Below are 25,585 nucleotides of genomic sequence, written 5' to 3' on the forward strand. Positions count from 1 at the left end.
ACCTCTCCGGTGGCCCGAATTCCATCAACATGTCCCGCATCACCGCCCGCATCCCCCGGCATCTGCTGCTCGCAACCGCCTTGTCTTTTGCCGTGCTCGGCACCGCTCTGGCCGATGATCCGGTGCGGCGGACGGATCTGACGCCAAAAGACCTGAAGCGCGTCGAGAAGGTCACGAGCCCGACGACCGACTTCTCCAAGCCGGAACCGTTCGAACTGATGCAGGGCGGGGCTGCCACATCGACCCACCCGGTCAACGGCGATGCCTTTTCGCATTTTTCCGCCAACATCACCTTTTCCGAGGAGGAGGAGTTCAAGCTCGGCAATGCGCTGTTTCGCAAGTTCTGGGTCTCCTCGCCCTCCTCGACCCAGGCGTCCGACGGTCTCGGGCCGCTGTTCAACGCCCGCGCCTGCCAGAGCTGTCACCTGAAGGACGGACGCGGCCACCCGCCGGAGGGGGCAGCCGATGCCACTTCGATGTTCCTCAGGCTCGCCCGCCCGGCGCGCACCGACGAGGAACGCCAGGCGGTGGCCGAGCTTGCGGCCGTCAATTTTCCCGATCCGACCTATGGCGGCCAATTGCAGGATCTGGCCGTTCCCGGCATTGCCGCCGAAGGCCGGATGAAGATCACCTATACCGAGGAAACCGTGACGCTCGCCGGTGGCGAGACAATATCGCTGCGCAAGCCGACCTATGCGATTGCCGATCTCGCCTACGGTCCGCTAGACCCGGAGACGACGCTCTCGCCGCGCATCGCCAATCCGATGGTCGGCATGGGGCTGATCCAGGCGATCACTGACGCCGACATCCTTGCCCGGGCCGATCCGCAGGATCGCGACGGCGACGGCATTTCCGGCCGCGCGGCGCGGGCCCGCGATCACCGCACCGGCGAGTTGAAACTGGGCCGCTTCGGCTGGAAGGCACAGAACGCCTCCGTGCGCGACCAGAGTTCCAGCGCCTTCAAGGGCGATCTCGGCATTTCGACGCCGGACGACCCACATCCCTTTGGCGACTGCACGCAAGCGCAGGAAAAGTGCCTGTCCATGCCGACCGGCGTGCAGAGCCGGCTGGGCGACACCGAAGCCCCCGACCCGGTCCTCGACCTCGTCACCTTCTATTCGGAAAACCTGGCGCTTCCGGCCCGGCGTAACATCGACGATCCGACCGTACTCAAGGGGAAGTCGATCTTCTACGCCTCGGGCTGCGTCGCCTGCCACACGCCGAAATACGTGACCAGCCGCAAGGCGGAAAACAAGGCGCATCGGTTCCAGTTGATCTGGCCCCATTCCGACTTTCTGCTGCATGACATGGGCGAGGGGCTTGCCGATGGGCAGCAGGTCGGCGATGCCGGCGGACAGGAATGGCGCACGGCGCCGCTCTGGGGCATCGGCTTGACCGAAGAGGTGAACGGCCACACCTTCTTCCTGCATGACGGACGCGCCCGCAATCTCACCGAGGCGATCCTCTGGCACGGCGGCGAGGCGCAGGCGGCCCGAGATACATTTGCAGGGCTCGCGCCCGATGATCGCAAGGCGCTGATTGCCTTCCTGGAGTCGTTATGAAACCTCTCGTTCTCGGCCTCTTCATTGCCCTTGGCTTCTCGGCGACAGCAACTGCGCAGGAGGCCGGGACGACCCCGGCGACCCTGAAGAGCGAGGCGATCCCGGCGGTCATGGAAAAGGCCGTCGAAAACTTCATTCGCCCCGGCTACCATCGGTTCCGCGACCGGTCGGCCACCCTTGAGGCCGACATGCACGCGCTCTGTGCCGGGCCCTCTGCCGAAGCCCTCGACAAGGCCCGTGTCGCATTCGACAAGACGGTCGCCGCCTGGAGCACGGTCGAGATCGTCCGCGTCGGGCCGGTGATCGAGGCCAACCGCTTCGAGCGCATCCTCTTCTATCCCGATCGCAAGAGCACCGGGCTGAAGCAGGTCCAGGCCATTCTGGCCAGGCCGGACGAGAGCGCGACATCGGTCGAAACACTGAAGGACAAGAGCGTCGCCATGCAGGGGCTCGGCGCGCTTGAATTCGTGCTTTTCGGCACCGGATCCGAGGCCTTGCCGAAGGATCAGCAGGGCTTTCGCTGCCGCTACGGTGCCGCCATCGCCGGCAATCTGGTGCGGCTCGGCAACGAACTCGCCGACGAATGGGACAAGGATGGCGGGATAAAGGACGCCTGGAAACACCCCGGACCCGACAATCCGGTCTTCCGTGACGGCCGCGAGGCGATTACCGCGCTGCTCGGCATTCTGGTCCATGGCGCCGAGGCGATCCGCGACCAGCGGATCGAGACTTTCTACAAGGGCGCGGACAACAACACCTTCCCACGGCAAGCTATCTACTGGCGCAGCCGCAACACCTGGCATTCGGTGGAGGCCAATATAGAAGCCCTCCGCACCCTGATGCGGGAATCGGGCATGGCCGACCTCCTCGACGAGGATTCGCGATCGATCGTCTCCTCGATCGACTTCGTCGCCAGATCGCTCGTCAGGGTGGCCAACGACATCGATCCGGATATCGAGGCGGCCGTCGCCGATCCGATCGAGCGCACCAAGCTCGACTTCCTGCTGCTCAACAGCAAGGACCTGATCCTGCGCCTCAGCAACGATTATGGCGGCGCGATCGGCCTTACCGCCGGCTTCTCCTTCTCCGACGGCGACTAGGATGCGGAAACCGGGGCTGATCGACCGGCGATCCTTCGTGAAGGCGGCAGGTGCGCTCTTCCTCGCCTCGCTTTCGCCGCGCGCGCTGTTCGCCCTCGAGCGCAGCGACGCAGTCTTTGCCTCCGGCTTCCGCGCGCCAGACGGATCTTTCGGCATCGGCCTGGTCGCCGAGGACGGGACGTTCATCGATCGGATCGACCTGCCCGACCGGGTCCACGGCCTGGGCCACAGTCCGGCGACCGGGCTTTCGGTCGCGTTCGCCCGGCGTCCCGGCACCTTTGCGGTCCTCTTCAACGCCCGCAAGCGCAGCGAACCGATCATCATCGCCGCGCCGGACAACCGCCATTTCTTCGGCCACGGCCAATTCTCGCCGGACGGCCGCCTGCTTTATGCCAGCGAGAACGATTTCGACGCCAATCGCGGCATGATCGGTGTCTACGATGCGACGGACGGATTCCGCCGGGTTGGGGAATTTCCCGCCCACGGCATCGGCACCCATGACATGACGGTCAGCGACGACGGCCGCTTCCTGATCATCGCCAATGGCGGGATCGAGACCCATCCGGATTTCGGTCGCACCAAGCTCAACCTCGACCATATGGAACCCTCGCTGGTGATCGCCGATGCCGCGACCGGCGCCCTGATCGAGAAGCACGTCATGCCGCGCGAACTCAGCCAGTTGTCGACCCGGCATCTCGACGTAGCCGAGAATGGCCGCGTCTGGTTCGCCTGCCAGTACGAGGGCCCGCGCAACGATACGCCGCCGCTGGTCGGCCATTTCGCCCGGGGCGAGGCCCTTGCCTTCGTCTCCCTGCCGCAAGACATCACCGCAGGCCTCGCCAACTATGTCGGCGCGATCGCCGTCAACCGGCGCGACGGTCTCGTCGGCTTGACCTCGCCGAAGGGTGGGCTGGCCGTCACGCTCGAGGCACGGAGCGGCAAGGTGGTTTCGACAGCCGTCGTCGCCGATGCCGCCGGCATAGCACCCGCCTTGTCGGGCTTCGCCGTCTCCTCCTACGACGGGCATTTCCAGACGACGCAAAGCCCGCTTGCCTGGGACCAGCATATCCTGCGGATTTCGTGAGCGCGCCCTTGGCGACAAGCGCCTCCGCTCTATCTTAAGTCCATGCGCAAAGCCGTCATCCACATCATCTTCATCGCCGCCGTTGTCGGGCTCGGCATTCTCTCGGGCCTCTCCAACATGCCGGGCGAATGGTATCGGTCGCTGGAGAAACCGTTCTTCAATCCGCCGGCCTGGATCTTCGCCCCGGTGTGGACGGTGCTCTACGTGCTGATTGGCATTGCCGGGGCAAGGGTCTGGCTCAAGGCGCCGGCCTCCGCCGCCATGCAGATCTGGTTCGCCCAGATCGCGCTCAACATGATGTGGTCGCCGGCCTTCTTCGGCCTCGAGGCACCGGGCCTCGCCCTGCTGGTCATCTTCGGCCTCCTCGTTACCATCATCGGCTTCATCTGGCAGGCGGGGCCGATCGATCGCGTGGCGCGACTGCTGTTTTTCCCCTATCTCGCCTGGGTGGGCTTCGCCACACTGCTCAACGCCTCGATATTCCTGATGAACTAGGACAGGATGCGGCCGAATCCGCCTTTCGGCCGCTTGCCGAAGCGCATCCGGCATGCCAATTTCGCGCCTGCGAAAAGAGGCACATCCATGAGTGAAATCGATAGCGACGCGGTCGGCGAGCGGATCCGCAGGAGCTTCGCCCGGCAGGGCGCCATGCACACGCTCGGCGCGGAACTCACCAGCGTCAGCCAGGGCGTGGTCGAAATCGAGATGCCCTTCGACGAGAAGCTGACCCAGCAGCACGGCATCCTGCATGCCGGCGTGATATCCGCGGCCCTCGATGCCGCCTGCACCTACAGCGCCTATACGATGATCGAGCCGGACGTCTCGCTTCTGACGATCGAGTTCAAGGTCAACCTGATGTCGCCCGGCAAGGGCGAGCGCTTCCTGTTTCGCGGCGAGATCACCAAGCCGGGCTCCACGATCATCGTCGCCGATGGACGCGGCTACGCCCTGAACGACGGCCCCGCCAAGCTCATTGCCTCGATGACCAGCACGATGATGGTCGTCCGCGGCCGCAAGGAGATTTCCGGATGACGTTCGAGCTCAAGTCGGTTTCGGGCAGATCAATCCTCTTCGTCATGGCGGTGGAAGCCGAATACGGCTCATTCCTGCGCTCGCGGATCGAACCTTTGATGACGGGGGTCGGCCCGGTCGAGGCCGCCATCGCGCTGACGCGGGCGCTCTCCGGGCTGGAGGCGGAGAACCAGCGGCCCGATCTCGTCGTCTCGCTCGGCTCCGCCGGCTCGGCCAGGCTGGAGCAGACCGAAATCTACCAGGCCTCCTCGGTCTCCTATCGCGACATGGACGCCTCGCCGCTCGGTTTTGAAAAGGGCCGCACGCCGTTTCTCGACCTGCCCGCCGCAGTCGAACTGCCGCTGCGCATTCCGGGCGTGCCGACCGCCAGCCTGTCTACCGGCGCCAATATCGTCTCGGGCGCCACCTATGACGCGATCGACGCGGACATGGTGGATATGGAAACCTTCGCGGTCCTGAGGACCTGCCATGCCTTCAACCTGCCGCTGATCGGACTGCGCGGCATTTCCGACGGCAAGCAGGAGCTCAAGCATGTCGATGACTGGAAGGAATATCTCCACGTCGTCGATCGCAAGCTGGCGCTCACGGTCGACAGCCTGTTCGAGGCGCTGGAAGACGGCGTTTTCTGGTTCTAAAGCATGTCTCGCGAACCTGTGAAGCGGTTTCGCGAAGAAGACATGCGCAAACAGAAGACTGCAGCCGATCGCGGAAATCCGAACCAACGCGACCGACTGTAGGGCCGGATCGCCCGGAATTGCGGACAATCGGCACAATTCTCCGATTGAAAGAAGCCACGCTTTTCATTAAAGGCTCGCCATGACCCAGACAGCACATCCCGACAGCGTCCTCATCATCGATTTCGGCAGCCAGGTAACGCAGCTGATCGCACGCCGCGTGCGCGAAGCCGGCGTCTATTGCGAGATCGTCCCCTTCCAGTCCGCCGAAGAAGGTTTCCACCGGCTGAAGCCGAAGGCGATCATCCTGTCGGGCAGCCCTGCCTCGACGCTGGACGAGGGAAGCCCTCGCGCGCCGCAGGTCATCTTCGACAGCGGTCTGCCGATTTTCGGCATCTGCTATGGCCAGCAGACGATGTGCGCCCAGCTCGGCGGCAAGGTCGAAAGCGGCCACCACCGCGAATTCGGTCGCGCCTTCCTCGAGATCGACAAGGAATGCCCGCTGTTCGAGGGCCTGTGGTCCGCCGGCTCGCGCCACCAGGTGTGGATGAGCCACGGCGACCGCGTCACCGCGATCCCCCCGGGCTTCGAGGTCGTTGCGACCTCGTCCAACGCCCCCTTCGCCTTCATCGCCGACGAGAAGCGCAAGTATTACGCCGTGCAGTTCCATCCGGAAGTCGTGCACACGCCGGACGGCGCCAAGCTGATCGGCAACTTCATCCACAAGATCGCCGGGCTCAAGGGCGACTGGACCATGTCGGCCTATCGCGCCAAGGCCGTGCAGGCCATCCGTGACCAGGTCGGCGACAAGCGCGTCATCTGCGCACTGTCGGGCGGTGTCGATTCCTCGGTCGCCGCGCTTTTGATCCACGAGGCCGTCGGCGACCAGCTGACCTGCATCCTCGTCGACCACGGCCTGATGCGCAAGAACGAGGCTGCCGACGTGGTCGCCATGTTCAAGGAACACTACAACCTCCACCTCATCCATGTCGATGCGATCGACCGCTTCGTCGGCGAACTGGAAGGTGTGAGCGACCCGGAAACCAAGCGCAAGATCATCGGCCGCCTGTTCATCGAGACCTTCGAGGACGAGGCGAAGAAGCTCGGCGGCGCCGACTTCCTCGGCCAGGGCACGCTTTATCCCGACGTTATCGAGAGCGTCTCGTTTACCGGCGGGCCCTCGGTGACGATCAAGTCGCACCACAATGTCGGAGGCTTGCCGGAGCGCATGAACATGCAGCTCGTCGAGCCGCTGCGCGAGCTGTTCAAGGACGAGGTTCGCGTTCTCGGCAAGGAACTGGGCCTTCCCGACAGCTTCATCGGCCGCCATCCCTTCCCAGGTCCGGGTCTGGCGATCCGCTGCCCCGGCGGCATCACCCGCGAAAAGCTCGAGATCCTGCGCGAAGCAGACGCCATCTATCTCGACGAAATCCGCAAGGCCGGCCTCTACGACGCCATCTGGCAGGCCTTTGCCGTGCTGCTGCCGGTGCAGACCGTCGGCGTCATGGGCGACGGGCGCACCTATGAATTCGTCTGCGCGCTGCGCGCCGTCACCTCGGTCGATGGCATGACAGCGGACTTCTACCACTACGACATGGAATTCCTCGGCCGCGCCGCCACCCGCATCATCAACGAAGTGCGCGGCATCAACCGCGTCGTCTACGACGTCACGTCGAAGCCGCCCGGCACGATCGAGTGGGAATGAGGCTTCCTGCCTCTTTTTCGGACATTCTTGGCGGCCGGTGACCTTGTTACCGGCCGCCACTCGTTTTGCCCTACCCTTGCCAGTCCACCACCCCGAATAGTTCCACGGCAAAATCGGCAATTTAAGAAGATAATTTCTATCGTATTATATTTATATAATCATTATATATTTCAGCCTATCTCAATACATAGAGAAGTTACAATTTATAAACCATACCACTCTACGCTCCCCAAAGAAGATTCGAGATCAATATTAGACGACTCGAAGTTTCCAGAGATCTATTTTCGGCGAGGGGGCCGCCATGACCAATTTCAAGCAGGACACCGTGCATTCCACGACCACCCATGCGGTCGAGCCATCAGCCGGAGAAAATGTCGAGCAGCGCCTCGACTTCATGCAGCTTTCGAAGTCCGACCGGGAGGGAATCCGCAGCCTGAAGGCGCTGGTTGACCGGGAACTACCGAAAGGGTTGGACAAGTTCTATTCGCAGCTGCGCAAGACACAGGAGGTCCGCCGGTTCTTCTCCTCCGACGAACATATCGATCGCGCCAAGGGCGCGCAGGTGAACCACTGGTCGAAAATCTCGCAAGGCGACTTCAGCGCCGACTATGTCGCCAAGGTCAGAACGATCGGCACCGTGCATGCCCGCATCGGCCTCGAGCCGCGCTGGTATATCGGCGGCTACGCCATCGTGCTTGATCATCTGGTCCAGGAAGTCGTTCGCGATGCCTTTGCCGGAAAGGGCATGTTCGGCATGGGACGGGCCAAGATAGAGGAGACCGGACGGGTGCTCGGCGCGCTGGTCAAGGCCGTGATGCTCGACATGGACCTCGCCATCTCCGTCTACATTGACGAGGCCGAGGTGGCCAAGCAGAAGGCGCAAGCCGAGGCGATCACCGCTGAGCGTAAACTCGTCTGCGACATCTTCGGCGATGCCATGGCCCGCATCGCCGCCAAGGACCTGACCCACTGCATGGGTCACGACGCGCCCGAGGCCTATCACTCGGTCTGTTGCGACTTCAACAACGCGACGCAAGAACTGGCCGCGACGATCGGCGCCATCGAGACCGGGATGCGCCACATCAACAGTGGTAGCGAGGAGATCCGACAGGCGGCGGAGGATCTGGCCAAGCGCACCGAGCGACAGGCGGCCTCGCTCGGGGAGACCGCGGCCTCGCTCGACGAAATCACCACGACCGTGGGCGACTCGACCCGGCGCGCCGGCGAGGCGAGCCTGCTGGTGGAGCGGATGAAGAACGGCGCCGAGCATTCGGGTGAGATCGTCAAGCAGGCCGTGTCGGCAATGGACGCGATCGAAGCCTCCTCCACCGCGATCGGCAATATCATCGGCGTTATCGACAACATCGCCTTCCAGACGAACCTGCTGGCGCTGAATGCGGGCGTCGAAGCGGCCCGCGCCGGCGAGGCCGGGAAAGGATTCGCGGTGGTAGCCCAGGAAGTCCGTGAACTGGCCCAACGATCCGCCCAGGCAGCGCGCGAGATCAAGGACCTGATCACCCGGTCCGGTGAACAGGTGCGCAATGGCGTCGAGCTTGTCGGCAATACAGGCGAGGCGCTGCAGGCGATCGTCACCGATGTCGGAGAACTCGCCCATCACATCAGCGCCATCGTTCAGGCGGCCCGCGAGCAATCGACTGCACTCACCGAGATCAACACTGCCGTCAACAGTATGGACCAGGCGACCCAGCAGAACGCGGCCATGGTTGAGCAATCGACGGCAGCCACGCACGCGCTTACGGGCGAAATCGGCCGCATCGTCGGGATGATCCGCCAGTTCGAGACGGGAAATCCGGCCTTGATCCTCGGGGAAGATGCGCCCGGCGACGGGCGGCGGCGGCCGGCGGCCTGATGGAGCCCCGTTCACGGCCACGCTTGCGGAATGTCGCGGTTTTGTTATTCCAGTCAGCGCGTGCCGAACTGGCCGCCTTTCCCGCCCAGCCTCGACGAGGACCGATTCCATGGCAGCCATGATCTACGGCATCAAGAACTGTGACACGATGAAAAAGGCGCGCCTGTGGCTCGACGAACACGGCGTCGACTATGCCTTCCACGACTACAAGGCCTCGGGGATCGACCGGGAACACCTCGAGCGCTGGTGCACCGATGCCGGCTGGGAGACCGTGCTCAATCGTGCCGGAACCACGTTCAGACAACTGCCCAACGAGGCCAAGGCCGATCTTGACCCGGAAAAGGCAATCTCTCTGATGCTCGCCCAGCCGTCGATGATCAAGCGGCCCGTGCTGGAAGCGAACGGCAAGCTGCTGATCGGCTTCAAGCCGGAGATCTATGCCGCCGAACTGAAGGCCTGAGCCATGGCAAAAACGACACGGGCGACGCAGTTTCTCGAAAAGGCCGGCGTCGCCTTCACCACCGTGACCTATGACTACGATCCGAATGCCGAGCGCACCGGATTGCAGGCGGCGGAGGCGATCGGCGAGGCGCCGCACCGCGTGCTGAAGACGCTGATGGCCGAACTCGACGGCAAGCCGGTCTGTGTCGTGGTGCCCTCCGACAGGGAGGTGAGCATGAAGAAACTGGCAGCCGCCTTCGGCGGCAAGCATGCGGCGATGATGAAACCGGCCGTGGCCGAGAAGACGACCGGCTATGTGGTCGGCGGCATCAGCCCCTTCGGCCAGAAGAAGCCGGTCCCGACCGCGATCGAGGTCGAGGCCCTGGCGGAACCACTGGTCTACATGAACGGCGGCCAGCGCGGCCTCCAGGTTCGGCTTTCGCCGCAAGATGCGCTGAAGGTCCTGGGCGCCATCACGGCCCCTCTGGTCAGTTGAAGCCGCCATTCCGTTTCCGGGGTTGCCCCAGCATGGCGCCTTCATTTTCGCCGCAAAGCGCTTTAGGCTGGTCGCACCTATCGCCAACAACCCTCAGGCTTCCCCATGACATTCCTGCCCGAATTTGAAATCGCCGTCGATCCGGTCCGTCTTGAAAAGCTCGCCCAAGTGGCCGTCAAGGTCGGCCTGCAATTGGAAAAGGGCCAGGATCTGGTGATGACCGCGCCGCTGGCAGCCCTGCCGCTCGCCCGGCTGATCACCAAGCACGCCTACCTGGCCGGCGCCGGCATCGTCACCACTTTCTATGCCGACGAAGAGGCGACGCTTGCCCGCTACGATCACGCCCCGGACGAGAGCTTCGACAAGGCGTCCGGCTGGCTCTATGACGGCATGGCCAAGGCCTATGAGAAAGGCGCGGCGCGGCTGGCCATCGCCGGCGACAATCCGATGCTGTTGTCCGGCCAGGATCCGGCCAAGGTGGCGCGCGCCAACAAGGCAAATTCGATCGCCTACAAGCCGGCTCTGGAGCACATCTCCAATTTCGACATCAACTGGAACATCTGCTCCTATCCGAACCCGTCCTGGGCAAAACTGGTCTTCCCGGACCTGCCGATCGCCGAGGCCGTCGAAAAGCTCGCCGAGGCGATTTTCGCCGCCTCGCGGGTCAACGAGGCCGATCCGGTCGCGGCCTGGGCGGCCCACAATGCGGAGCTTCGCAAGCGGTCGACCTGGCTGAACGGTGAGCGCTTCGCGGCGCTGCATTTTGCCGGCCCCGGCACGGACCTGACCGTCGGCCTTGCCGACGGTCACGAATGGCATGGCGGCGCGTCCACGGCCAAGAACGGCATCACCTGCAATCCCAACATCCCGACGGAGGAGGTGTTCACCACGCCGCATGCGCTGAAGGTCGAGGGCCATGTCTCGTCCACCAAGCCGCTGTCGCATCAAGGCACGCTGATCGACAATATCCAGGTGCGGTTCGAGGGCGGTCGCATCGTCGAGGCGAAGGCGTCGAAGGGCGAGGAAGTGCTCCTAAAGGTGCTCGACACCGACGAGGGGGCGCGCAGGCTGGGCGAAGTGGCGCTGGTGCCGCATTCCTCGCCCATCTCGGCCTCCGGCATCCTGTTCTACAACACGCTGTTCGACGAGAACGCGTCGTGCCACATCGCACTCGGCCAGTGCTATTCCAAGTGCTTCCTCGATGGGGCCTCGCTGACAGCCGACCAGATCAAGGCGCAGGGCGGCAATGCCTCGCTGATCCACATCGACTGGATGATCGGCTCGGACAAAGTCGACATCGACGGCATCCGCGCCGACGGCGCGAAGGTGCCGGTGATGCGCAAGGGCGAATGGGCCTGAGCGGTTCAATGATCGGAGAGGCCGGTCCTGCCGGCCTTTCCAGCGTCAGACGGCGGCTGACATTGCCGGCGGCGGCCGGGAGGCCCACTGCGCCGACCAGACGCTGACGAGCACCGCCACGAAGCCGAGCATTTGCAGCGGCGACAGGTTCTGGCCGAGCAGCGTCCAGCCGAACAGCGTCGCGACCAGCGGGCTCAGGAAGCCGAGCGAGGCCACCGCCGACGGCTCGAGGCGGGCAAGGCCCCAGAACCAGACGAGATACGTCAGGGCTCCGCCGATCAGTCCCAGATGGATGAAGCCGAGATAGTTCTCGAGTGTCAGGGATGGCAGCGCCGGTTCCAGCAGCAGCGCCAAAGGCACCAGCATGATGCCACCCGCGGTCAACTGCCAGGCGGTGAAGGTCAGGCTGGAGACCGGCGGACGCCAATGGCGAGAGAGCACCGTGCCCGCCGCCATGGACGCGGCCCCGGCAAGGCCTGCCGCCACGCCCAGCGGGTCGAGCGCCGCCTTTGGCGTCAGTATCAGCAGGGCCACGCCGAACAGCCCTCCGGCCGCCGCCAGCACCACCGCCCGGCGCATCGGAGTGCCGATCACGAGCCGGGCGAGGCCGATGACGATCAGCGGCTGGATCGCCCCCACCGTGGCGGCGACGCCGCCCGGCAGGCGATAGGCCGAGACGAAGAGCATGGCCCAGAAGAAGGTGAAGTTCAGACCGCCGAGCACGAACACGCGCGGCCACCAGCGGCCGGACGGCAGCTGCTGCACGATGGCGAGTAGCAAAAGCCCGGCCGGCAGGGCGCGCAGCATGGCGACCGTGAGGGGGTAGCCCTGCGGCAGCAGGCCGGTGGTGACGATGTAGGTGCTGCCCCAGATCGCCGGCGCCAGCGCGGTCAGGGCGATCACCGCCAAGGGCGATTTTGTCTTAACTTCCATTATCTCGACCTCAAACTATATTGTCAGATTACCCGCGGATATCTTGACGTCAAGCAAAATTCTCGGCTAGCTAGTCCCATGAACTTTTCCAAGCCCGATGCCGTCGACCAGATTCTCGCCCAGTGGAACAGGGAGCGGCCCGACCTCGACGTCTCCGCCATGGGGCCGCTCGGAAGGCTGGCTCGGCTGCGCACCCATCTGTCACGCGAGATCGACGCAGTTCTTTCAGCCCACGGGCTGAACAGCTCGACCTTCGACGTCCTGGCGACGCTGCGCCGGTCGGGCGCGCCATACCGTCTCTCGCCGTCCGACCTGATGGCGACGATGATGGTCACCTCGGGCACCATGACAAACCGCATTGACCAGTTGGAGAAGCAGGGCCTCGTCGAGCGCCTGCCCAATCCGGACGACCGGCGCGGCCTGCTCGTGGCGCTGACGCCCAAGGGGCGCACGCTGGTGGACGAGGCGGTGACGGCGCATGTCGCCAATCAGGAGCGGCTGATGGCCGCGCTCACCGTCGAGGAACGCCAGGCGCTCGACGCGCTTCTGAGGCGACATCTGTCTGCCTTCGAATAATTCGGCGGGCCGTCCGCCACGCGGACCCATTTAAATCCCCGGCGGATATCCTATCTTCAACGAAGAACGGCTTGTTGCGGAACGGCTCGATTGTTGCCCCTCAAGCCCGATCGGCACAACAAGGAGAAGAGACCATGGGACGGATCACAGGCGCAATGTTCGCGAGCCTTTCTCTGCTCACCGTCGCGACATCCCCGGCCATTGCCGACGACGCCGAATTGGCGGCGATCCTGTTCGGGCGCAACTACAATGATGGCGTCACGGCCGTTTCCGTCTGGCCCGGACATGCCGATCGCGGCGGGGGCGGGGCCGCAGAGCCGACCTCGCAGACGCCGGCCCGCCTGCGCGCAGCGCAGGCCGAAGTGGCCGCGGATCCGACGCTTCAGGCAGCGATCGAAAGACGCCATATCGCCCTGCATAACGTCGTCTGGGTCGAGACGGCGGCCAATGGTGGCCGGATCCTCTATTACCGCTGAGCACCGTTCCAGGGTCAACGCGTCCGTTCCTTGGCGTGAGAACCGCCGAGACGATGAAGGCGATCGTTCAGCGGACGCACCGAAGCGATGGCAGCGCGCCGTCCACCTTTCAGAACAGGCTCCCCTGACCGGCCGGCGGCTCGCTCTTCTTCGCCTGTCGAGACGCGGCTGCGGGCCTGGCGCTGACGGCCGACGAAGCAGGCGGTGACGACGGCTCGACCTCGGACCGCCCCGGCGCGCCCTCGCCGCCGCTGGTAACGGCCGACACACGGCCGTCGGAAAACTCGATTGAGATCGCCGCCCCTGCTCCAAGGCTGGCCGCTCGCGAGACCGGACGATCGCCGGCGTCGCGGATCACCGCATAGCCGCGTTGCAACACGTTCTTGTAGGACAGCGACTGCAACATGCGTTCCTGGCCGACAAGCGCGGCGCGACTAGCGCGAAGTTCGTTCACCACCGCGCTGTCGGCCCGCCGCATCAGGCCGTCCAGCCGGTCGCGGTTGCGGTCGGTCTGGGCACGCAATCGTCCCGGCAGATTGCGCAGCACGGCGTCGGCGCCGCTCACCCGCGCCCGCAGGCGGTCGATCATCCGCTCGACGATGCGTTCGGCCAGTGCCGCGCGCTCGGTAACCCTCTGGCGCCTCTCGCCGATGCGCCGCGCCAGCATGTCGGGACGCAGGGCCGATGCGGCGCGCTCGAAGCTGCGGCGCTTGGCCATGGTGTTGAGTTCGAGGCCACGGCCAAGCCCGGTCGCCGCCTCGTCGAAGCGCCGGCGCGGCAGCGCGAGCAACTGGTCGAGCGAGGGAAGCGCGCGCGTCAACGCCCTCAAACCCTGGCGGCGGATCTCCATCTGCCGCGAGGTGGCACCCGACAGCCGGGCCGCAAGATTGGCCACCTGCGCCACCAGCTCGGCCTTGACCGGCACCGCCATCTCGGCCGCACCCGTCGGCGTTGGCGCCCGCACGTCTGCCGCATAGTCGATCAGCGTCCAGTCGGTCTCGTGGCCGACCGCCGAGATCAGCGGAATGCCGCTTGCTGCCGCCGCGCGCACGACGATCTCGTCGTTGAAGCTCCACAGGTCTTCGAGGCTGCCGCCGCCGCGCGCGACGATCAGCACGTCCGGCCGCGGGATCGGCCCGCCCGGCGCCAATGCATTGAAGCCGTGGATGGCATTGGCCACCTCCTCGCCAGACCCCTCGCCCTGCACCTTGACCGGCCAGACCAGCACATGGACCGGAAAGCGGTCGGCGATGCGATGCAGGATATCGCGGATGACGGCGCCGGTCGGTGAGGTCACGACCCCGATGACCTTCGGCATGTAAGGCAGAAGCTGCTTGGCGGCGGGATCGAATAGGCCCTCGGCCCCCAGCTTGCGCTTGCGCTCCTCGATCAGCGCCATCAGCGCGCCGGCGCCGGCCGGCTCCATCTGCTCGATGACGATCTGGTATTTCGACGAGCCGGGGAAGGTGGTGATGCGGCCGGTGGCGATCACCTCCATGCCCTCCTCCGGCCGGTATTTCAGCTTGGAGAACGAGCCCTTCCAGATCACCGCGTCGATCCGCGACTTGTCGTCCTTCAGGCTGAAATAGGCATGGCCCGAGGAATGCGGACCGCGATAACCGGAAATCTCGCCGCGCACGCGCACGTGATCGAAGGCGGTCTCGATCGTGCGCTTGATGGAGCCCGACAGTTCCGAGACGGTGAACTCGGCAAGATTGGAGCGCGAATCATCGCTGGCAAAACTGGTCATGTCCCTTTCCTAGCGCAAAATGCGGGGAAGTTCAGCCGCCCTCTCGCCTCATCGCGCGGCATTCCGCGCTCGCCGCAAACCCCGGAACCACAAGGGCAAACGCCTGCCCGCCGACTCCGCCGGCCGGACAATGCGATCCTTCCATTTCCCCGCCTTTTCCTGCCGGGGGAAAATCGGTGAAATCATCTGCCCAAGAGGAACCCTTCCATGACCGACCGCTTCGCCGCCTTCCAGCCTCCCCTTTCCGGTCCCGCCTCGACCGGCTTTACCGTCGTGCCGGATGATGCCACCGACCTGCCCGAGGCGACGCGGGCGCTTTATGTCGGCATGGGCGGCAATCTTGCCGTGACCATGCTGTCGGGTGCCGAATTCGTGCTCTCCGGCCTTCCCGACGGCAGTCTCCTGCCGCTGCGCGTCGTGCGGGTGCGCGCGACGGGTACCACCGCCGGCGCCATTGTCGGTCTTGCCTGAGCCTCCTCCACTCAAGGTTAGCCCGACGGGTCGGGCGCGGCACGCTGCGTCCGGCCGCCTTTCGAGCGGAAACCGCCTGTTAGCTAATTCGCCCTAGAATCGCCGGACGAGTCCTTCAACAGAGACGCATGATGATTTTTGCCACCGCCATGATGATCGGAATTGCCGCCAGCCTGACCCGCTCGGCGGTGAGCATCGCTCTGGCCGCGGTGCTGATCGGTGCCGTCTTCGCGCTTGCCGCAGCCGTTTCGCCCGGGCCTGTCGCCTGGTTGTCCCTGGCTTCGGCCTATGCCGGCTTCAATGCCGGCCTGATCCTGCATCTCGTCGGCCTCGTCGCCATCGAGCGTCGCAAGACCGTCTGAACAACCCACCGCCTGCCCTCAGGTTTCGCTCGCTCACCGCTGGGCAAAGGGATTGCCGGCGGGGCCTAGAACCGCATGCGGTAGAGGGCCAGGCCCGATTTCGGATCGCGCGGCAAGGGCTCCAGATAGGTCGGCACCTCTCCCCGCTCGAGCGCCGCATAGAACCCGTCGGGCTTCAGCTCCCGGATCGTCTCCGTCTGCGGATCCGTGCCGCAATAGGCGATGATCGTGGCACCGGCGCCGCGCAGGAAGGCCGCCGCCTCTGCGGGCGTCGCGAGGCCGATATGCAGTTCGGTCAGCATGCCGCCCTGGTTGCGGTGATAGGGAGCCGAAAGCACCCTGTGCGCCGTGAAGCGCAGGATTTTCGAGCCTGTATTCGACGGTGCGACCACGGTTGTCGGCGGCAAGGCCCCGAGTTGGCGAAGGGCTGCGGCCGCTTCGCAATCCTGCGAGGACGTCGCGGGCCCGACGCTCCCCTTCATCCGTTGGGTGACGCCGGCTGTCCCTTCGGTCGCGAACACACCGACAAGCAGCCAGACGCTCGGCACGGCGAGCAGCGTCGTCACCGCGAAGGCAAAGCCGGCGCCCATGTTCTCCGGGTCGTCGCGGGCGTTTCGGCGCAGTTCGGCGATCAGCAGCGACAGGGGCAGGATCGACAGAAGGTTGGCGAAGACCGCGCCGCGCAGCTGGATCAGCGCGATCAGCCAGCTGACGAGGATCAGTGCCAGGAGGATGGCATGGATTTCGCGCCGGTCGTCGCGGACGATACGCAACAGGCAGACGACGATGGCGAAGAAGCCCACCGCATAGAAACCGCCGAGGCTCGCCGGCTCGACCCGCAATTGCTGGAGGATCGACTGCGCCTCGATGACGAAGTCGAGCCAGAGGGTGACCAGAAGCGGATCGAGATCGTTGAGCGGGTTTTGCAGGCATTGCGGGGCAAGGATCAGCGCCGCGGCGAGCACAGCTGCGCCATCGGCCATGAGGACGGCAAAGCGGGTGCGGCGTGAAGCGTGGCTGGCCAGCTGGACCGTAACCAGCAGCAGCAGTCCGCCCACGGCGGTGATCCCGTAATAGCTGATCGAAAGGCTGTCGCAGGCCGCCATCGTGTAGAGGCGCGGCGGCACGGTGGCGAAGAACAGGGCCGAGATGGCGATCGTCACCGTCAGCGCGAAGGCCCGCGCCGCCGGGGCAAAGCCCGAGCCATGCCAAGCCCACAGGACCGCGACGACGAGGCAGGCGGTGGCGACGAAGGGGGAGGTTTCGGCACCGATCGCAATCGCCACTGCAGCCGCCAGGCCGGCAAGGGCAAAGCTCGCCGGCTTGTGACGCGGATCGACCAGCATGGCGGCGATGACGGCGACCAGCACCAGCTGGACATTGTGATGATCGATCGCGCCCGGCAGGAAGCGGTTTGAGGTCAGGGCCAGCAGGGCGGCAAGGCCAAGGGCGATCGGCATGGCGGGCAACCCGCCGATGCGGCGCGCCCCGACCGCCACGGCGACGAAGAGCGGCAAGATCAGAAACAGGGGCCAGACCAGCAATGCCGCGGCCTCGGCGCGCTCGGCCGGCAGAACCTGCGAGAAGGCGAGGATCAGCGCGGCGATCGGCAGATCGACCAGGCGCGACCAGTGCATCAGCGTTCCGCCATCCAGTCCGAGGCGATATTGCGTTAGATCGAACCACGACTGGCCGCCGAGCAGATCGCGCACCTGCACGAGGCGCATCGCGTCGTCATTGTCGACGCCCACATAGTCGGTGGCTCCCGGCAGGTTGATCAGCAGGAGTATGACGATGGTCGCGATACCGAAGAAAGCGACGACGAAGTCGAGACGGGTCCAGAGCCTGCTCCATGTCTTGTCGGCCGTTACCTGATCGATCATGCGTGCTCTATCCTTCGTCCAGGCCTCTCGCACTGTCGCGAGACAAAAACACGCCTGCCATGTCTTCGCGAAACCTAGCCTTAACCTTCTCAAGAAATAGTAAAACCAGGCCGGACGCCGCGTTCGTCGGGCATGTCTCTGTCGCGAGTAGCCGATATGCCTGGGTCAGCATCCGAAAATCTCGACGTGGCGGTTCTGCTGCCCTGCTATAACGAAGGCGCGACGATCGGCGCCGTGGTGCAGGGCTTTCGCACGGCGCTGCCGCATGCCCGTATCTATGTCTACGACAACAACTCCACCGACGGCACGGCGCTGACCGCCATGCTGTCGGGTGCGACCGTGGTGCGCGAGCGCCGCCAGGGCAAGGGCCATGTCGTGCGCCGCATGTTCTGCGACATCGAGGCCGACGTCTATGTCATGGCCGATGGCGACGGTACCTATGCACCCGACGACGCCGAGGAACTGATCCGCACGCTTGTGACCGAGCGCGCCGACATGGTGGTCGGCACGCGCCGTGGCGTACATGCCGATGCCGGGCGCAACGGCCATGCCTTCGGCAATCGGCTGTTCAACACGCTCTACCGTTTCCTGTTCGGCAGCGACTTCACCGACATCCTGTCGGGCTACCGGGTCTTTTCGCGCCGTTTCGTCAAGAGCTTCCCCGCCGTTTCCGCCGGGTTCGAGATCGAGACGGAAATGTCGGTGCATGCCTCGCGGCTGAAGCTGCCGGTGGCCGAACTCGAACTCGACTACGGCCGGCGGCCGGAGGGCTCGCATTCCAAGCTCTCGACCTTCAAGGACGGCGCCAAGATCCTCTGGATGTTCGCCATGCTGATGAAGGAGACGCGTCCCTTCGCCTTCTTCGGCGCCATCGCGGCGACGATCATGGCGGCGAGCCTCACCTTCATGACCCCGGTCCTCGTCGAATATTTCACCACCGGCCTCGTCAGCCGTATGCCGACCTGGATCCTCGCCACCGCCCTGATGCTGATGGCGCTGTTTTGCTTCACCGCCGGGCTGATCCTCGATTCGCTCGCCCGCTCGCGCGCCGAGCAATTGCGCATCCACTACCTGACCCTGCCGGCGCTTGCCCATGCACAGCAGGCGGCCCGGACGGAGCGCGAAAAGCGTAAGCCGGCGCGAACCGCCGACGCGGCATGAAGAAGCTCGCCCGCTTCGGCATCGTCGGAACCATCGGCTTTCTCGTCGATGGTTCCGTACTCTGGCTGCTGCTCGAGGCGACGCCGCTCGGCCCGTTCCTGGCGCGCGCCATCGCCATTGCTGTTGCGCTGGTCGCCACCTGGTATCTCAACCGCAGCTTCACCTTCGGCGCCTCGCGTCGCTCGATCGCGGTCGAAGGTTTCCGCTACGGCTCGGTCGGCATCACCTCGGCCGTGGTCAACTACCTCATCTACAGCGGGCTTCTCCTGTCGCTGCCGATCCTTCAGCCGCTGGCGGCGCTGGTGATCGCCTCGATCGCCGCCATGGCCTTTTCCTTCTTCGGCTACTCGCGCTTCGTCTTTCGCCGCTGAGCTCGGGTTCAGACCGTCTCCCATCCGTCCTTTTCCCCGGCGCGATAAATCGCGTCGATGAAGCGCTGGTTGTCGCGCGAGCTCTCCAGGCTGACGACCTCGGAACGATCACCGCTCAGCGCTGCCTTGGCAAAGGCCTCGGCCTCGCGGCGATATTGGCGGCTGTCCTGGAAACGGAACACCTGCGACTGGTTGTGCGACTGGTTGGAAAGCTCGACCTCTTCGGCGCCCCACCGATCGGCGTTGAAGGGCGAGCGGACCTCGATGAACCCTTCCGTGCCGTGGAACACCATGGACTGGCGGTTGGCCATCTGGGTCGAGACATAGAAGCTCAGCTCGAAGCTGCCGAAATCCGCCTTGACGCTCGAATAGATGTCGGTGCCGAACTGCGCATCGCGCTCGACCGACGCCTGCACCTTCAGCGGCTCCGCACCGGTAGCAAAGCGGGTGGCGATCGCCGGATAGACGCCGATATCCGGCAGGCCGCCGCCGCCGAGTTCGGGAATATTGCGCATGTTGCCGGGGTCGCGGTTGAAATAGGTGAAGACGCCCTGCACGTGGCGCAGCCGCCCGATCGCCCCTTCGGCGAGCAGCGCGCGCACCTTGTGCCAGACCGGCGTGTAAGTGACCATGAACGCTTCGGAGACCAGCACGCCATTGCGGTCGCGCGCCGCGATCAGCTGGTCGATGTCGGATGCCTTGAGCGCGATCGGCTTTTCGCACAGCACATGCTTGCCGGCGTCCGCCGCCCTGATCGTCCACTCGACGTGCTGCGCGGTCGGCAGCGGAATGTAGACGGCATCAATCGTATCGGATGCCAGCATGTCCTCGTAGGAGCCGAAGGCGTGCGGCACGGAAAAACGGTCCGCCATGGCGCGTGCCTTGGAAGGATCGCGGCTGGCAACCGCCGTCACGACGCAGTTTTCGGCGTCCTGCATGGCCGGCACCACGAGGTCGCGGCCGATCTTGGCCGTGGACAGAATTCCGAAACGCAGCATGGGGCTCCTCCTGTATCGTTGCCGCGCGACCCTAGTCAGAGATCCGCCGCTTGGCAACGGGCCTCGAAGGCAAACCACGATAGACCTTGGGACCGATCATGATTGGCCGAGAATGTCCCATCATCGTCCGGAGCAGAACTTTTTCCCTTTTTCTCATGCGGTATTTTCGGCTATCCCATCAACACAGAGGATGCAGAAAATGGCCGCCAGCAACACCGCCCTCCTTGTCATCGACGTTCAGGAATCCTTCCGCCACCGCCCCTACTGGCGCGACGAGGACGTCGTCGACTTCCTCTCCAGGCAGCAGGCGCTGATCGACGGGGCGAAGGCCGCCGGCCATGCCGTCGTGCAGATCTTCCACACCGACGAGGATGCGGAGTTCCGCCTCGACAGCGGATTCGTCACGACGCTCGCCGGCCTCAAGATCGAGCCGGACGTCATCATCCACAAGACCCGCCACTCTGCCTTCGTCGGCACGCCGCTCGAGATCTGGCTGCGCCAGCGCGGCATCGGCCGGCTGATCGTCTCGGGCATCCGCACCGAGCAGTGCTGCGAGACGACGACGCGCCACGGCGCCGATCTCGGCTTCGCGGTCGACTACGTGACCGAGGCGACGCTGACCTTCCCGATGACCCATGCCTCGGGCCAGGTCTTCAGCGCGACCGACATCAAGACCCGCACCGAGCTGGTGCTGGCCGGTCGCTTTGCCCGCATCGCGACGGTGGAACAGGCGCTCGGCCAGATCGGTCTCGCCGCATGACAGCCGCGCCCCGCCCCGACCGCCGGACCATCCCCGTCTATGTCGTGCTGCCGCCGCACACGCTCCTGATGGATGTCGCCGGTCCGGTCGAGGTGCTGCGCTATGCCAACAGCGAACAGGAGGAGATCCTGTTCGACTGCCATTTCGTCGCCGCCCATGCCGAACAGACGACCTCGATCGGGCTGACGCTCGCCAATCTGGAGCCTCTGCCCGAGCGACTGCCCGACGGCGCCTATGTGGTGATCTCCGGCAGCATGGGCGCGGTTCCCGATCCTTCGTCGGTTGCGGCCGAGCGGGCGGAGATCGCGCGCTGGCTCGCCCGCGTCGTCGTGCCCGGCATCACGCTCGTCACCGTCTGCTCCGGCGCCCTGCTCGCAGCATCCGCCGGTCTGCTCGACGGCCATGCCTGCACCACCCACGCGGACTGCATCGACGACCTGCAGCGTCTCGCCCCGACGGCGCAGGTGCTGGAAAACCGCCTCTTCGTCGAGGACGGCGAACGCTTTTCCAGCGCCGGCATCTCCACCGGCATCGACCTGATGCTGCACATCGTCGCAAAGCTTATCTCCGCGCCGGTCGCGCTCGCGATCGCGCGGACCATGGTGATCTACATGCGCCGCAGCGGCGCCGATCCGCAGCTCTCGCCCTGGCTGTCCGGCCGCAACCACCTGCACCCGGCGATCCACCGCATCCAGGATGCGATCATGGCCGATCCGGCCCGCGACTGGACGCTGTCGCAACTCGCGGATCTTGCCCATCTGAGCGAGCGCCACATGACGCGGCTGTTTCGCGAGCATACCGGTCTGTCCGTCAACGCTTACGTCAATCTGATGCGGGTGACGCTGGCGCGCGACATCCTCTCCCATTCCCGCCTCGACATGGAGACGGTGGCCGAGCGGGCGGGTTTCTCCTCGCCGCGCCATCTCAGGCGCATCTGGGCGCAGCACAACAGCATACCGCCGAGCCACTACCGCACGTCCGATCACAGAAATTGAGTGGTCGATCACAGGCGCGGTTGCTAACCTGCAGGCTCTCAAGTCCGGCCGCCTTCGGCCGCCTCCCGCGAACCCACGGAGTTTACCCATGCAGAAGCGTTCGCTCGGCCGCACCGGCCTTTCCATCTCCCCCGTCGTGTTCGGCGGCAACGTGTTCGGCTGGACCGCCGACGAAAAGACCTCGTTCGACCTGCTCGATGCCTTCTTCGATGCCGGCTACAATGCGATCGACACGGCAGACGTCTATTCCTCCTGGGTTGACGGCCATGTCGGCGGCGAGAGCGAGGAAATCATCGGCAAATGGCTCAAGCGCGGCCATGTCGCCCGCGACAAGGCGGTTATCGTCACCAAGGTCGGCTTCGACAGCCAGGGGCGAAAGACCGGGCTTTCCGCCAAATGGATTGCGGAAGCGGCCGAGGCCTCGCTGAAGCGGCTCGGCACCGATTACATTGACCTCTATCTCGCGCACAAGCCGGACGAGGAGGTGCCGATCGAGGAGACGCTCGAGGCCTTCGCCCGGCTCAAGCAGCAGGGCAAGGTGCGGGCGATCGGCTGCTCGAACTACGAGGCTGGCCAGTTGCAGGCTTCTCTCGACGCCGCGGCAAGCAACAATCTGCCGCGCTACGACGTCGTGCAGCCGGAATACAATCTCTATACCCGCGACAGGTTCGAAGGGCCACTGGCCGACCTCTGCATGCGGGAAGATGTCGGCGTCATCAGCTACTATGCGCTGGCCGCCGGCTTCCTGACTGGCAAGTATCGCAGCCTGAAGGACACGGAAGGTGCGGCGCGCAGCTACCGCGTCGGCAATTATCTCGACGACAAGGGCTTGAGGATCCTCGCCGCCCTCGACCAGGTGGCCGCCGAGACCGGCACGTCGCCGGCAACCGTCGCCATCGCCTGGGTCGCCGCCCGTCCCGGCATCACCGCGCCGATCGCCTCGGCCACCAGCCTTCGCCAGCTCGAAAGCCTGATTGCCGCCGGCAAGCTTCAACTTTCCGAAGCGCAGATGGCGCGCCTCACCGAAGCCGGAGCGTAAGAATTCCATGACCATCGAGATACGTGACGCCCAGCCCGCCGACGAAACCGCCTGGCGGCGGCTGTGGAAGGGATACCTGACCTTCTACAAGGTCGACCTGCCCGAAGAGGTCACCCACCACACCTGGACGCGCATCCTCGATCCGTCGTCCCGCGTCGCCATGCGGGTGGCGCTGGTCGACGGCCAGATGGCGGGCTTTGCCATCCACCATTTCCACGATTCCACCTGGGCCCTTTCGCCCGAATGCTATCTGGAAGACCTCTATCTCGACGAGACCTTCCGCGGCCGGGGCCTCGGCCGGGCGCTGATCGACGACCTGATCACCCTGGCCAAGCAGAAGGGCTGGTCCCGCCTCTACTGGCACACCAACCACGACAACGCGACGGCGCGCAAGCTCTACGACACCTATGCGAAGGAAGACGGGCACGTGCGCTACCGGATGGCGCTCCGTTGATCTCGATCAGCCACGGTGCCGAAAAAAATCCACGAAGGCCCTGAGCGCCGGGCGCATCTGGCGGCGCGAGGGATAGTAGATGAAGAAGCCCTCGAAGGGCGGGCACCAGTCCTCGAGCACGGGGACCAGCCGTCCGGCGGCGACATCCGCGTCGACCCGACCGTCGAACAGGTAGGCAAGCCCAACCCCATCGATCGCGGCGCGGCGCATCAGCCGCTGGTCGGAGAGGATCAACGGGCCGGACACGTCGACGGCCAATAGCTTTCCCGCCTTTTCCAGCTCCCAGCGGTAGATGCGCCCGCTGGAAAAGCGCCGCCGGATGCAGCGGTGATGGATGAGGTCGCCCGGCGCCTGCGGCCGCCCATGGGCGGCTATGTAGGCCGGCGACGCGACGATCAGACCGCGCTGCGGACCGCTGGCGCGCACCGCGATCATGTCGGCCTCCAGATGTTCGCCGAGCCTCAAGCCGGCGTCGAAGCCCTCAGTGACGATGTCCTCGAAGCGGTCATTGGTGACGACGTCCAGCTCGATCTCCGGATAGGTCTTCAGGAAGGCGCCGAGACGCGGAACGATCAGGTCTTCGGCGGCGAGCATCGGCATGGTCACGCGCAACGGCCCGGCCGGCGTGCCCCTGCGGTCGGCCAGCCCCTCCAGCACGGCACTGATGTCGGCGAGCGCCGGCGACAGCGTTTCCAAAAGCATGCGCCCCTCTTCCGTCGGCGCGACGCTGCGGGTCGTGCGGGCAAGCAGGCGCACGCCGAGGCTCGCCTCCAGCGCGGTCACGGCATGGCTGACGGCGGAAGGGGCGATGCCCAGTTCCTCGGCCGCCTTGCGAAAGCTGCGGCCTTCGGCGACGGCGGCCAGAACGGCAAGCTGCGAGAGTTGGATCCTGTTCATTGTTCTATCTGATAGAACAAGCCGCGACAGATTGCATGCATTATCGACGGGCTGATGCCGCGCTATCTTGCCCCTGTCACCTCCGTCTATACTGACGGACGGTGATCGAACATCAGAGGTACGATTTCATGAAGACACGCACACTTGGCCCCCTCACCGTTTCCTCGCTCGGCCTCGGCTGCATGGGCATGAGCCATGGCTATACCCAGACCGGCGACGAGGCGGGATCGCTGGCGACGCTCGCCCGTGCCGTCGAGCTCGGCGTCACGCTGTTCGACACCGCCGAGATCTACGGACCGTTTACCAACGAGATCCTCGTCGGCAAGGGCCTGAGGCCCTATCGCGACCAGGTGAAGATCGCCACCAAGTTCGGCTTCCGCATCAACACGGAAAATCCCAACGACGCGACCGCCGGCGGTACGGATTCGCGCCCCGAACATGTGCGGGAAGTCGCCGAGGCCTCGCTGAAGCGGCTCGGCGTGGAGGTCATCGACCTGTTCTACCAGCACCGCGTCGATCCGGACGTGCCGATCGAGGACACGGTCGGCGCCATGGCTGACCTGGTGCGACAGGGCAAGGTGCGGGCAATCGGCCTGTCGGAGGCGAGTGCCGCGACGCTGCGCCGTGCCCATGCCGTGCATCCGATTGCCGCCATCCAGAGCGAATATTCGCTGTGGACCCGCGATCCGGAAGAAAACGGCGTGCTCGACACCTGCCGCGAGCTCGGCATCGGCTTCGTGCCCTTTTCTCCGCTCGGCCGCGGCGTGCTGACCGGCGCGCTGAAGACGCTCGACGGCATGGCGGAGAACGACTTCCGCCGGACCTTGCCGCGCTTCTCGCAGGAGAATTTCGACGCCAATCTGGCGCTCATTGCGGCGCTGGAAGCGATGGCAGCGGAAAAGGGCGTGACGCCCGGCCAGCTGGCGCTCGCCTGGGTTCTGGCCCAGGGCGATTTCATCGTGCCGATCCCCGGCACGACCAAGATCGCCAATCTGGAAAAGAACGTCGCGGCCGCCGACATCGTGCTTTCACCGCAGGAACTGGCGACGCTCGGCGACATGCTGTCGCCGAAGAAGGTGGCGGGTGCCCGTTATCCGGAACGCATGGCGAAGATGGCGGGGCGTTGAGCCCCGCCT

Annotated in this window: 27 protein-coding genes; 22 read left to right on the plus strand and 5 right to left on the minus strand. The window is 65.1% G+C overall.

Annotation, left to right across the window (positions count from 1 at the left end; genetic code table 11):
- The first annotated feature begins 29 nt into the window (after positions 1 to 29).
- The 11 genes from DYZ14_RS00780 to DYZ14_RS00830 all read left to right on the plus strand — a co-directional run bounded on the left by DYZ14_RS00780 (position 30) and on the right by DYZ14_RS00830 (position 11,323).
- Positions 30 to 1,562, plus strand: coding sequence for a di-heme oxidoreductase family protein (locus DYZ14_RS00780; RefSeq protein ID WP_154718901.1), 1,533 nt, complete (start codon positions 30 to 32; stop codon positions 1,560 to 1,562).
- Positions 1,559 to 2,662, plus strand: coding sequence for an imelysin family protein (locus tag DYZ14_RS00785; RefSeq protein WP_154718902.1), 1,104 nt, complete (start codon positions 1,559 to 1,561; stop codon positions 2,660 to 2,662). Before DYZ14_RS00780 ends, DYZ14_RS00785 begins: the two co-directional genes overlap by 4 nt.
- Before the next feature lies 1 nt (position 2,663).
- Positions 2,664 to 3,746, plus strand: a complete 1,083-nt coding sequence (locus DYZ14_RS00790; protein WP_232365395.1) for a DUF1513 domain-containing protein — start codon at positions 2,664 to 2,666, stop codon at positions 3,744 to 3,746.
- A 42-nt stretch (positions 3,747 to 3,788) separates the two neighbouring features.
- Positions 3,789 to 4,241 (plus strand): TspO/MBR family protein, encoded by a 453-nt coding sequence (locus DYZ14_RS00795; protein ID WP_154718904.1) that lies wholly within the window; start codon positions 3,789 to 3,791, stop codon positions 4,239 to 4,241.
- Positions 4,242 to 4,328: 87 nt separating this feature from the next.
- On the plus strand, positions 4,329 to 4,778 hold the full coding sequence (locus DYZ14_RS00800; protein ID WP_154718905.1) for a PaaI family thioesterase: 450 nt from the start codon (positions 4,329 to 4,331) through the stop codon (positions 4,776 to 4,778).
- Positions 4,775 to 5,413: a 5'-methylthioadenosine/S-adenosylhomocysteine nucleosidase gene (locus DYZ14_RS00805; protein WP_154718906.1), complete on the plus strand. Its 639-nt coding sequence runs from the start codon at positions 4,775 to 4,777 to the stop codon at positions 5,411 to 5,413. The genes DYZ14_RS00800 and DYZ14_RS00805 overlap by 4 nt, the downstream gene beginning before the upstream one ends.
- 181 nt (positions 5,414 to 5,594) lie before the next feature.
- Complete coding sequence (gene guaA, locus DYZ14_RS00810) at positions 5,595 to 7,157, plus strand: glutamine-hydrolyzing GMP synthase (RefSeq protein ID WP_115668723.1); 1,563 nt, start codon at positions 5,595 to 5,597, stop codon at positions 7,155 to 7,157.
- Between the two features lie 301 nt (positions 7,158 to 7,458).
- On the plus strand, positions 7,459 to 9,027 hold the full coding sequence (locus DYZ14_RS00815) for a globin-coupled sensor protein (RefSeq protein WP_154718907.1): 1,569 nt from the start codon (positions 7,459 to 7,461) through the stop codon (positions 9,025 to 9,027).
- Between the two features lie 109 nt (positions 9,028 to 9,136).
- Positions 9,137 to 9,487, plus strand: coding sequence for an ArsC family reductase (locus DYZ14_RS00820; protein WP_154718908.1), 351 nt, complete (start codon positions 9,137 to 9,139; stop codon positions 9,485 to 9,487).
- A gap of 3 nt (positions 9,488 to 9,490) precedes the next feature.
- A complete protein-coding gene (gene ybaK / locus DYZ14_RS00825) occupies positions 9,491 to 9,964 on the plus strand; it encodes a Cys-tRNA(Pro) deacylase (RefSeq protein ID WP_154718909.1) in 474 nt (157 codons plus the stop codon).
- A 105-nt stretch (positions 9,965 to 10,069) separates the two neighbouring features.
- Positions 10,070 to 11,323, plus strand: coding sequence for an aminopeptidase (locus DYZ14_RS00830; RefSeq protein WP_154718910.1), 1,254 nt, complete (start codon positions 10,070 to 10,072; stop codon positions 11,321 to 11,323).
- Positions 11,324 to 11,368: 45 nt separating this feature from the next.
- On the opposite strand, the gene DYZ14_RS00835 is transcribed toward DYZ14_RS00830, so the two are convergent.
- Positions 11,369 to 12,256 carry an EamA family transporter gene (locus tag DYZ14_RS00835; RefSeq protein ID WP_154718911.1) on the minus strand — a complete coding sequence of 296 codons (888 nt, stop codon included), beginning with the start codon at positions 12,254 to 12,256 and terminating at the stop codon, positions 11,369 to 11,371.
- Positions 12,257 to 12,334: 78 nt separating this feature from the next.
- On the opposite strand from DYZ14_RS00835, the gene DYZ14_RS00840 reads away from it, so the two are divergent.
- Positions 12,335 to 12,832, plus strand: coding sequence for a MarR family winged helix-turn-helix transcriptional regulator (locus DYZ14_RS00840; RefSeq protein ID WP_154718912.1), 498 nt, complete (start codon positions 12,335 to 12,337; stop codon positions 12,830 to 12,832).
- Positions 12,833 to 12,966: 134 nt separating this feature from the next.
- Positions 12,967 to 13,308: a hypothetical protein gene (locus DYZ14_RS00845; protein WP_154718913.1), complete on the plus strand. Its 342-nt coding sequence runs from the start codon at positions 12,967 to 12,969 to the stop codon at positions 13,306 to 13,308.
- A 109-nt stretch (positions 13,309 to 13,417) separates the two neighbouring features.
- Here the strand turns inward: DYZ14_RS00845 and xseA are convergent, their stop codons facing one another.
- On the minus strand, positions 13,418 to 15,058 hold the full coding sequence (gene xseA, locus DYZ14_RS00850) for an exodeoxyribonuclease VII large subunit (protein WP_154718914.1): 1,641 nt from the start codon (positions 15,056 to 15,058) through the stop codon (positions 13,418 to 13,420).
- Positions 15,059 to 15,265: 207 nt separating this feature from the next.
- On the opposite strand from xseA, the gene DYZ14_RS00855 reads away from it, so the two are divergent.
- Together DYZ14_RS00855 and DYZ14_RS00860 are read left to right on the plus strand one after the other, a co-directional pair.
- Positions 15,266 to 15,529 carry a spike base protein, RCAP_Rcc01079 family gene (locus DYZ14_RS00855; protein WP_154718915.1) on the plus strand — a complete coding sequence of 88 codons (264 nt, stop codon included), beginning with the start codon at positions 15,266 to 15,268 and terminating at the stop codon, positions 15,527 to 15,529.
- Positions 15,530 to 15,657: 128 nt separating this feature from the next.
- Positions 15,658 to 15,891, plus strand: coding sequence for a hypothetical protein (locus tag DYZ14_RS00860; RefSeq protein WP_332308661.1), 234 nt, complete (start codon positions 15,658 to 15,660; stop codon positions 15,889 to 15,891).
- Between the two features lie 65 nt (positions 15,892 to 15,956).
- Here DYZ14_RS00860 and DYZ14_RS00865 read toward each other — a convergent pair whose 3' ends face one another.
- Complete coding sequence (locus DYZ14_RS00865) at positions 15,957 to 17,774, minus strand: hypothetical protein (RefSeq protein ID WP_154718916.1); 1,818 nt, start codon at positions 17,772 to 17,774, stop codon at positions 15,957 to 15,959.
- A gap of 156 nt (positions 17,775 to 17,930) precedes the next feature.
- On the opposite strand from DYZ14_RS00865, the gene DYZ14_RS00870 reads away from it, so the two are divergent.
- Positions 17,931 to 18,935, plus strand: a complete 1,005-nt coding sequence (locus DYZ14_RS00870; protein ID WP_154718917.1) for a glycosyltransferase — start codon at positions 17,931 to 17,933, stop codon at positions 18,933 to 18,935.
- The gene (locus tag DYZ14_RS00875; protein ID WP_154718918.1) at positions 18,932 to 19,306 is read left to right on the plus strand and encodes a GtrA family protein; all 375 of its coding nucleotides are present in this window, start codon (positions 18,932 to 18,934) and stop codon (positions 19,304 to 19,306) included. Before DYZ14_RS00870 ends, DYZ14_RS00875 begins: the two co-directional genes overlap by 4 nt.
- An 8-nt stretch (positions 19,307 to 19,314) precedes the next feature.
- On the opposite strand, the gene DYZ14_RS00880 is transcribed toward DYZ14_RS00875, so the two are convergent.
- Positions 19,315 to 20,304, minus strand: a complete 990-nt coding sequence (locus tag DYZ14_RS00880; protein ID WP_154718919.1) for a Gfo/Idh/MocA family protein — start codon at positions 20,302 to 20,304, stop codon at positions 19,315 to 19,317.
- A gap of 199 nt (positions 20,305 to 20,503) precedes the next feature.
- Between DYZ14_RS00880 and DYZ14_RS00885 the strand changes: the two genes are divergently transcribed.
- The 4 genes from DYZ14_RS00885 (at position 20,504) to DYZ14_RS00900 (ending at position 23,552) form a co-directional block, all read left to right on the plus strand.
- Positions 20,504 to 21,064: a cysteine hydrolase family protein gene (locus tag DYZ14_RS00885; RefSeq protein WP_154718920.1), complete on the plus strand. Its 561-nt coding sequence runs from the start codon at positions 20,504 to 20,506 to the stop codon at positions 21,062 to 21,064.
- Positions 21,061 to 22,059, plus strand: a complete 999-nt coding sequence (locus DYZ14_RS00890) for a GlxA family transcriptional regulator (RefSeq protein WP_154718921.1) — start codon at positions 21,061 to 21,063, stop codon at positions 22,057 to 22,059. Before DYZ14_RS00885 ends, DYZ14_RS00890 begins: the two co-directional genes overlap by 4 nt.
- A gap of 88 nt (positions 22,060 to 22,147) precedes the next feature.
- A complete protein-coding gene (locus DYZ14_RS00895; RefSeq protein WP_154718922.1) occupies positions 22,148 to 23,098 on the plus strand; it encodes an aldo/keto reductase in 951 nt (316 codons plus the stop codon).
- A gap of 7 nt (positions 23,099 to 23,105) precedes the next feature.
- Positions 23,106 to 23,552: a GNAT family N-acetyltransferase gene (locus DYZ14_RS00900; protein ID WP_154718923.1), complete on the plus strand. Its 447-nt coding sequence runs from the start codon at positions 23,106 to 23,108 to the stop codon at positions 23,550 to 23,552.
- Positions 23,553 to 23,558: 6 nt separating this feature from the next.
- Here DYZ14_RS00900 and DYZ14_RS00905 read toward each other — a convergent pair whose 3' ends face one another.
- Positions 23,559 to 24,449 carry a LysR family transcriptional regulator gene (locus DYZ14_RS00905; RefSeq protein ID WP_154718924.1) on the minus strand — a complete coding sequence of 297 codons (891 nt, stop codon included), beginning with the start codon at positions 24,447 to 24,449 and terminating at the stop codon, positions 23,559 to 23,561.
- Between the two features lie 128 nt (positions 24,450 to 24,577).
- Between DYZ14_RS00905 and DYZ14_RS00910 the strand changes: the two genes are divergently transcribed.
- On the plus strand, positions 24,578 to 25,576 hold the full coding sequence (locus DYZ14_RS00910) for an aldo/keto reductase (RefSeq protein WP_154718925.1): 999 nt from the start codon (positions 24,578 to 24,580) through the stop codon (positions 25,574 to 25,576).
- Positions 25,577 to 25,585 lie beyond the last annotated feature (9 nt).

The organism is Ciceribacter sp. T2.26MG-112.2, assembly GCF_900492205.1.
Lineage (GTDB): Bacteria > Pseudomonadota > Alphaproteobacteria > Rhizobiales > Rhizobiaceae > Allorhizobium > Allorhizobium naphthalenivorans_A.

Coding starts and splice junctions, on each gene's coding strand:
- DYZ14_RS00855 (WP_154718915.1), top strand. CDS start 15,266: ATGACCGACCGCTTCGCCGCCTTCCAGCCTCCCCTTTCCGGTCCCGCC.
- DYZ14_RS00780 (WP_154718901.1), top strand. CDS start 30: ATGTCCCGCATCACCGCCCGCATCCCCCGGCATCTGCTGCTCGCAACC.
- DYZ14_RS00820 (WP_154718908.1), top strand. CDS start 9,137: ATGGCAGCCATGATCTACGGCATCAAGAACTGTGACACGATGAAAAAG.
- DYZ14_RS00890 (WP_154718921.1), top strand. CDS start 21,061: ATGACAGCCGCGCCCCGCCCCGACCGCCGGACCATCCCCGTCTATGTC.
- DYZ14_RS00845 (WP_154718913.1), top strand. CDS start 12,967: ATGGGACGGATCACAGGCGCAATGTTCGCGAGCCTTTCTCTGCTCACC.
- DYZ14_RS00795 (WP_154718904.1), top strand. CDS start 3,789: ATGCGCAAAGCCGTCATCCACATCATCTTCATCGCCGCCGTTGTCGGG.
- DYZ14_RS00875 (WP_154718918.1), top strand. CDS start 18,932: ATGAAGAAGCTCGCCCGCTTCGGCATCGTCGGAACCATCGGCTTTCTC.
- DYZ14_RS00880 (WP_154718919.1), bottom strand. CDS start 20,304: ATGCTGCGTTTCGGAATTCTGTCCACGGCCAAGATCGGCCGCGACCTC.
- DYZ14_RS00860 (WP_332308661.1), top strand. CDS start 15,658: ATGATGATTTTTGCCACCGCCATGATGATCGGAATTGCCGCCAGCCTG.
- DYZ14_RS00840 (WP_154718912.1), top strand. CDS start 12,335: ATGAACTTTTCCAAGCCCGATGCCGTCGACCAGATTCTCGCCCAGTGG.
- DYZ14_RS00835 (WP_154718911.1), bottom strand. CDS start 12,256: ATGGAAGTTAAGACAAAATCGCCCTTGGCGGTGATCGCCCTGACCGCG.
- xseA (WP_154718914.1), bottom strand. CDS start 15,058: ATGACCAGTTTTGCCAGCGATGATTCGCGCTCCAATCTTGCCGAGTTC.
- DYZ14_RS00790 (WP_232365395.1), top strand. CDS start 2,664: ATGCGGAAACCGGGGCTGATCGACCGGCGATCCTTCGTGAAGGCGGCA.
- DYZ14_RS00815 (WP_154718907.1), top strand. CDS start 7,459: ATGACCAATTTCAAGCAGGACACCGTGCATTCCACGACCACCCATGCG.
- guaA (WP_115668723.1), top strand. CDS start 5,595: ATGACCCAGACAGCACATCCCGACAGCGTCCTCATCATCGATTTCGGC.
- DYZ14_RS00870 (WP_154718917.1), top strand. CDS start 17,931: ATGCCTGGGTCAGCATCCGAAAATCTCGACGTGGCGGTTCTGCTGCCC.
- DYZ14_RS00885 (WP_154718920.1), top strand. CDS start 20,504: ATGGCCGCCAGCAACACCGCCCTCCTTGTCATCGACGTTCAGGAATCC.
- DYZ14_RS00785 (WP_154718902.1), top strand. CDS start 1,559: ATGAAACCTCTCGTTCTCGGCCTCTTCATTGCCCTTGGCTTCTCGGCG.
- DYZ14_RS00910 (WP_154718925.1), top strand. CDS start 24,578: ATGAAGACACGCACACTTGGCCCCCTCACCGTTTCCTCGCTCGGCCTC.
- DYZ14_RS00905 (WP_154718924.1), bottom strand. CDS start 24,449: ATGAACAGGATCCAACTCTCGCAGCTTGCCGTTCTGGCCGCCGTCGCC.
- DYZ14_RS00865 (WP_154718916.1), bottom strand. CDS start 17,774: ATGATCGATCAGGTAACGGCCGACAAGACATGGAGCAGGCTCTGGACC.
- DYZ14_RS00830 (WP_154718910.1), top strand. CDS start 10,070: ATGACATTCCTGCCCGAATTTGAAATCGCCGTCGATCCGGTCCGTCTT.
- DYZ14_RS00805 (WP_154718906.1), top strand. CDS start 4,775: ATGACGTTCGAGCTCAAGTCGGTTTCGGGCAGATCAATCCTCTTCGTC.
- DYZ14_RS00895 (WP_154718922.1), top strand. CDS start 22,148: ATGCAGAAGCGTTCGCTCGGCCGCACCGGCCTTTCCATCTCCCCCGTC.
- DYZ14_RS00800 (WP_154718905.1), top strand. CDS start 4,329: ATGAGTGAAATCGATAGCGACGCGGTCGGCGAGCGGATCCGCAGGAGC.
- ybaK (WP_154718909.1), top strand. CDS start 9,491: ATGGCAAAAACGACACGGGCGACGCAGTTTCTCGAAAAGGCCGGCGTC.
- DYZ14_RS00900 (WP_154718923.1), top strand. CDS start 23,106: ATGACCATCGAGATACGTGACGCCCAGCCCGCCGACGAAACCGCCTGG.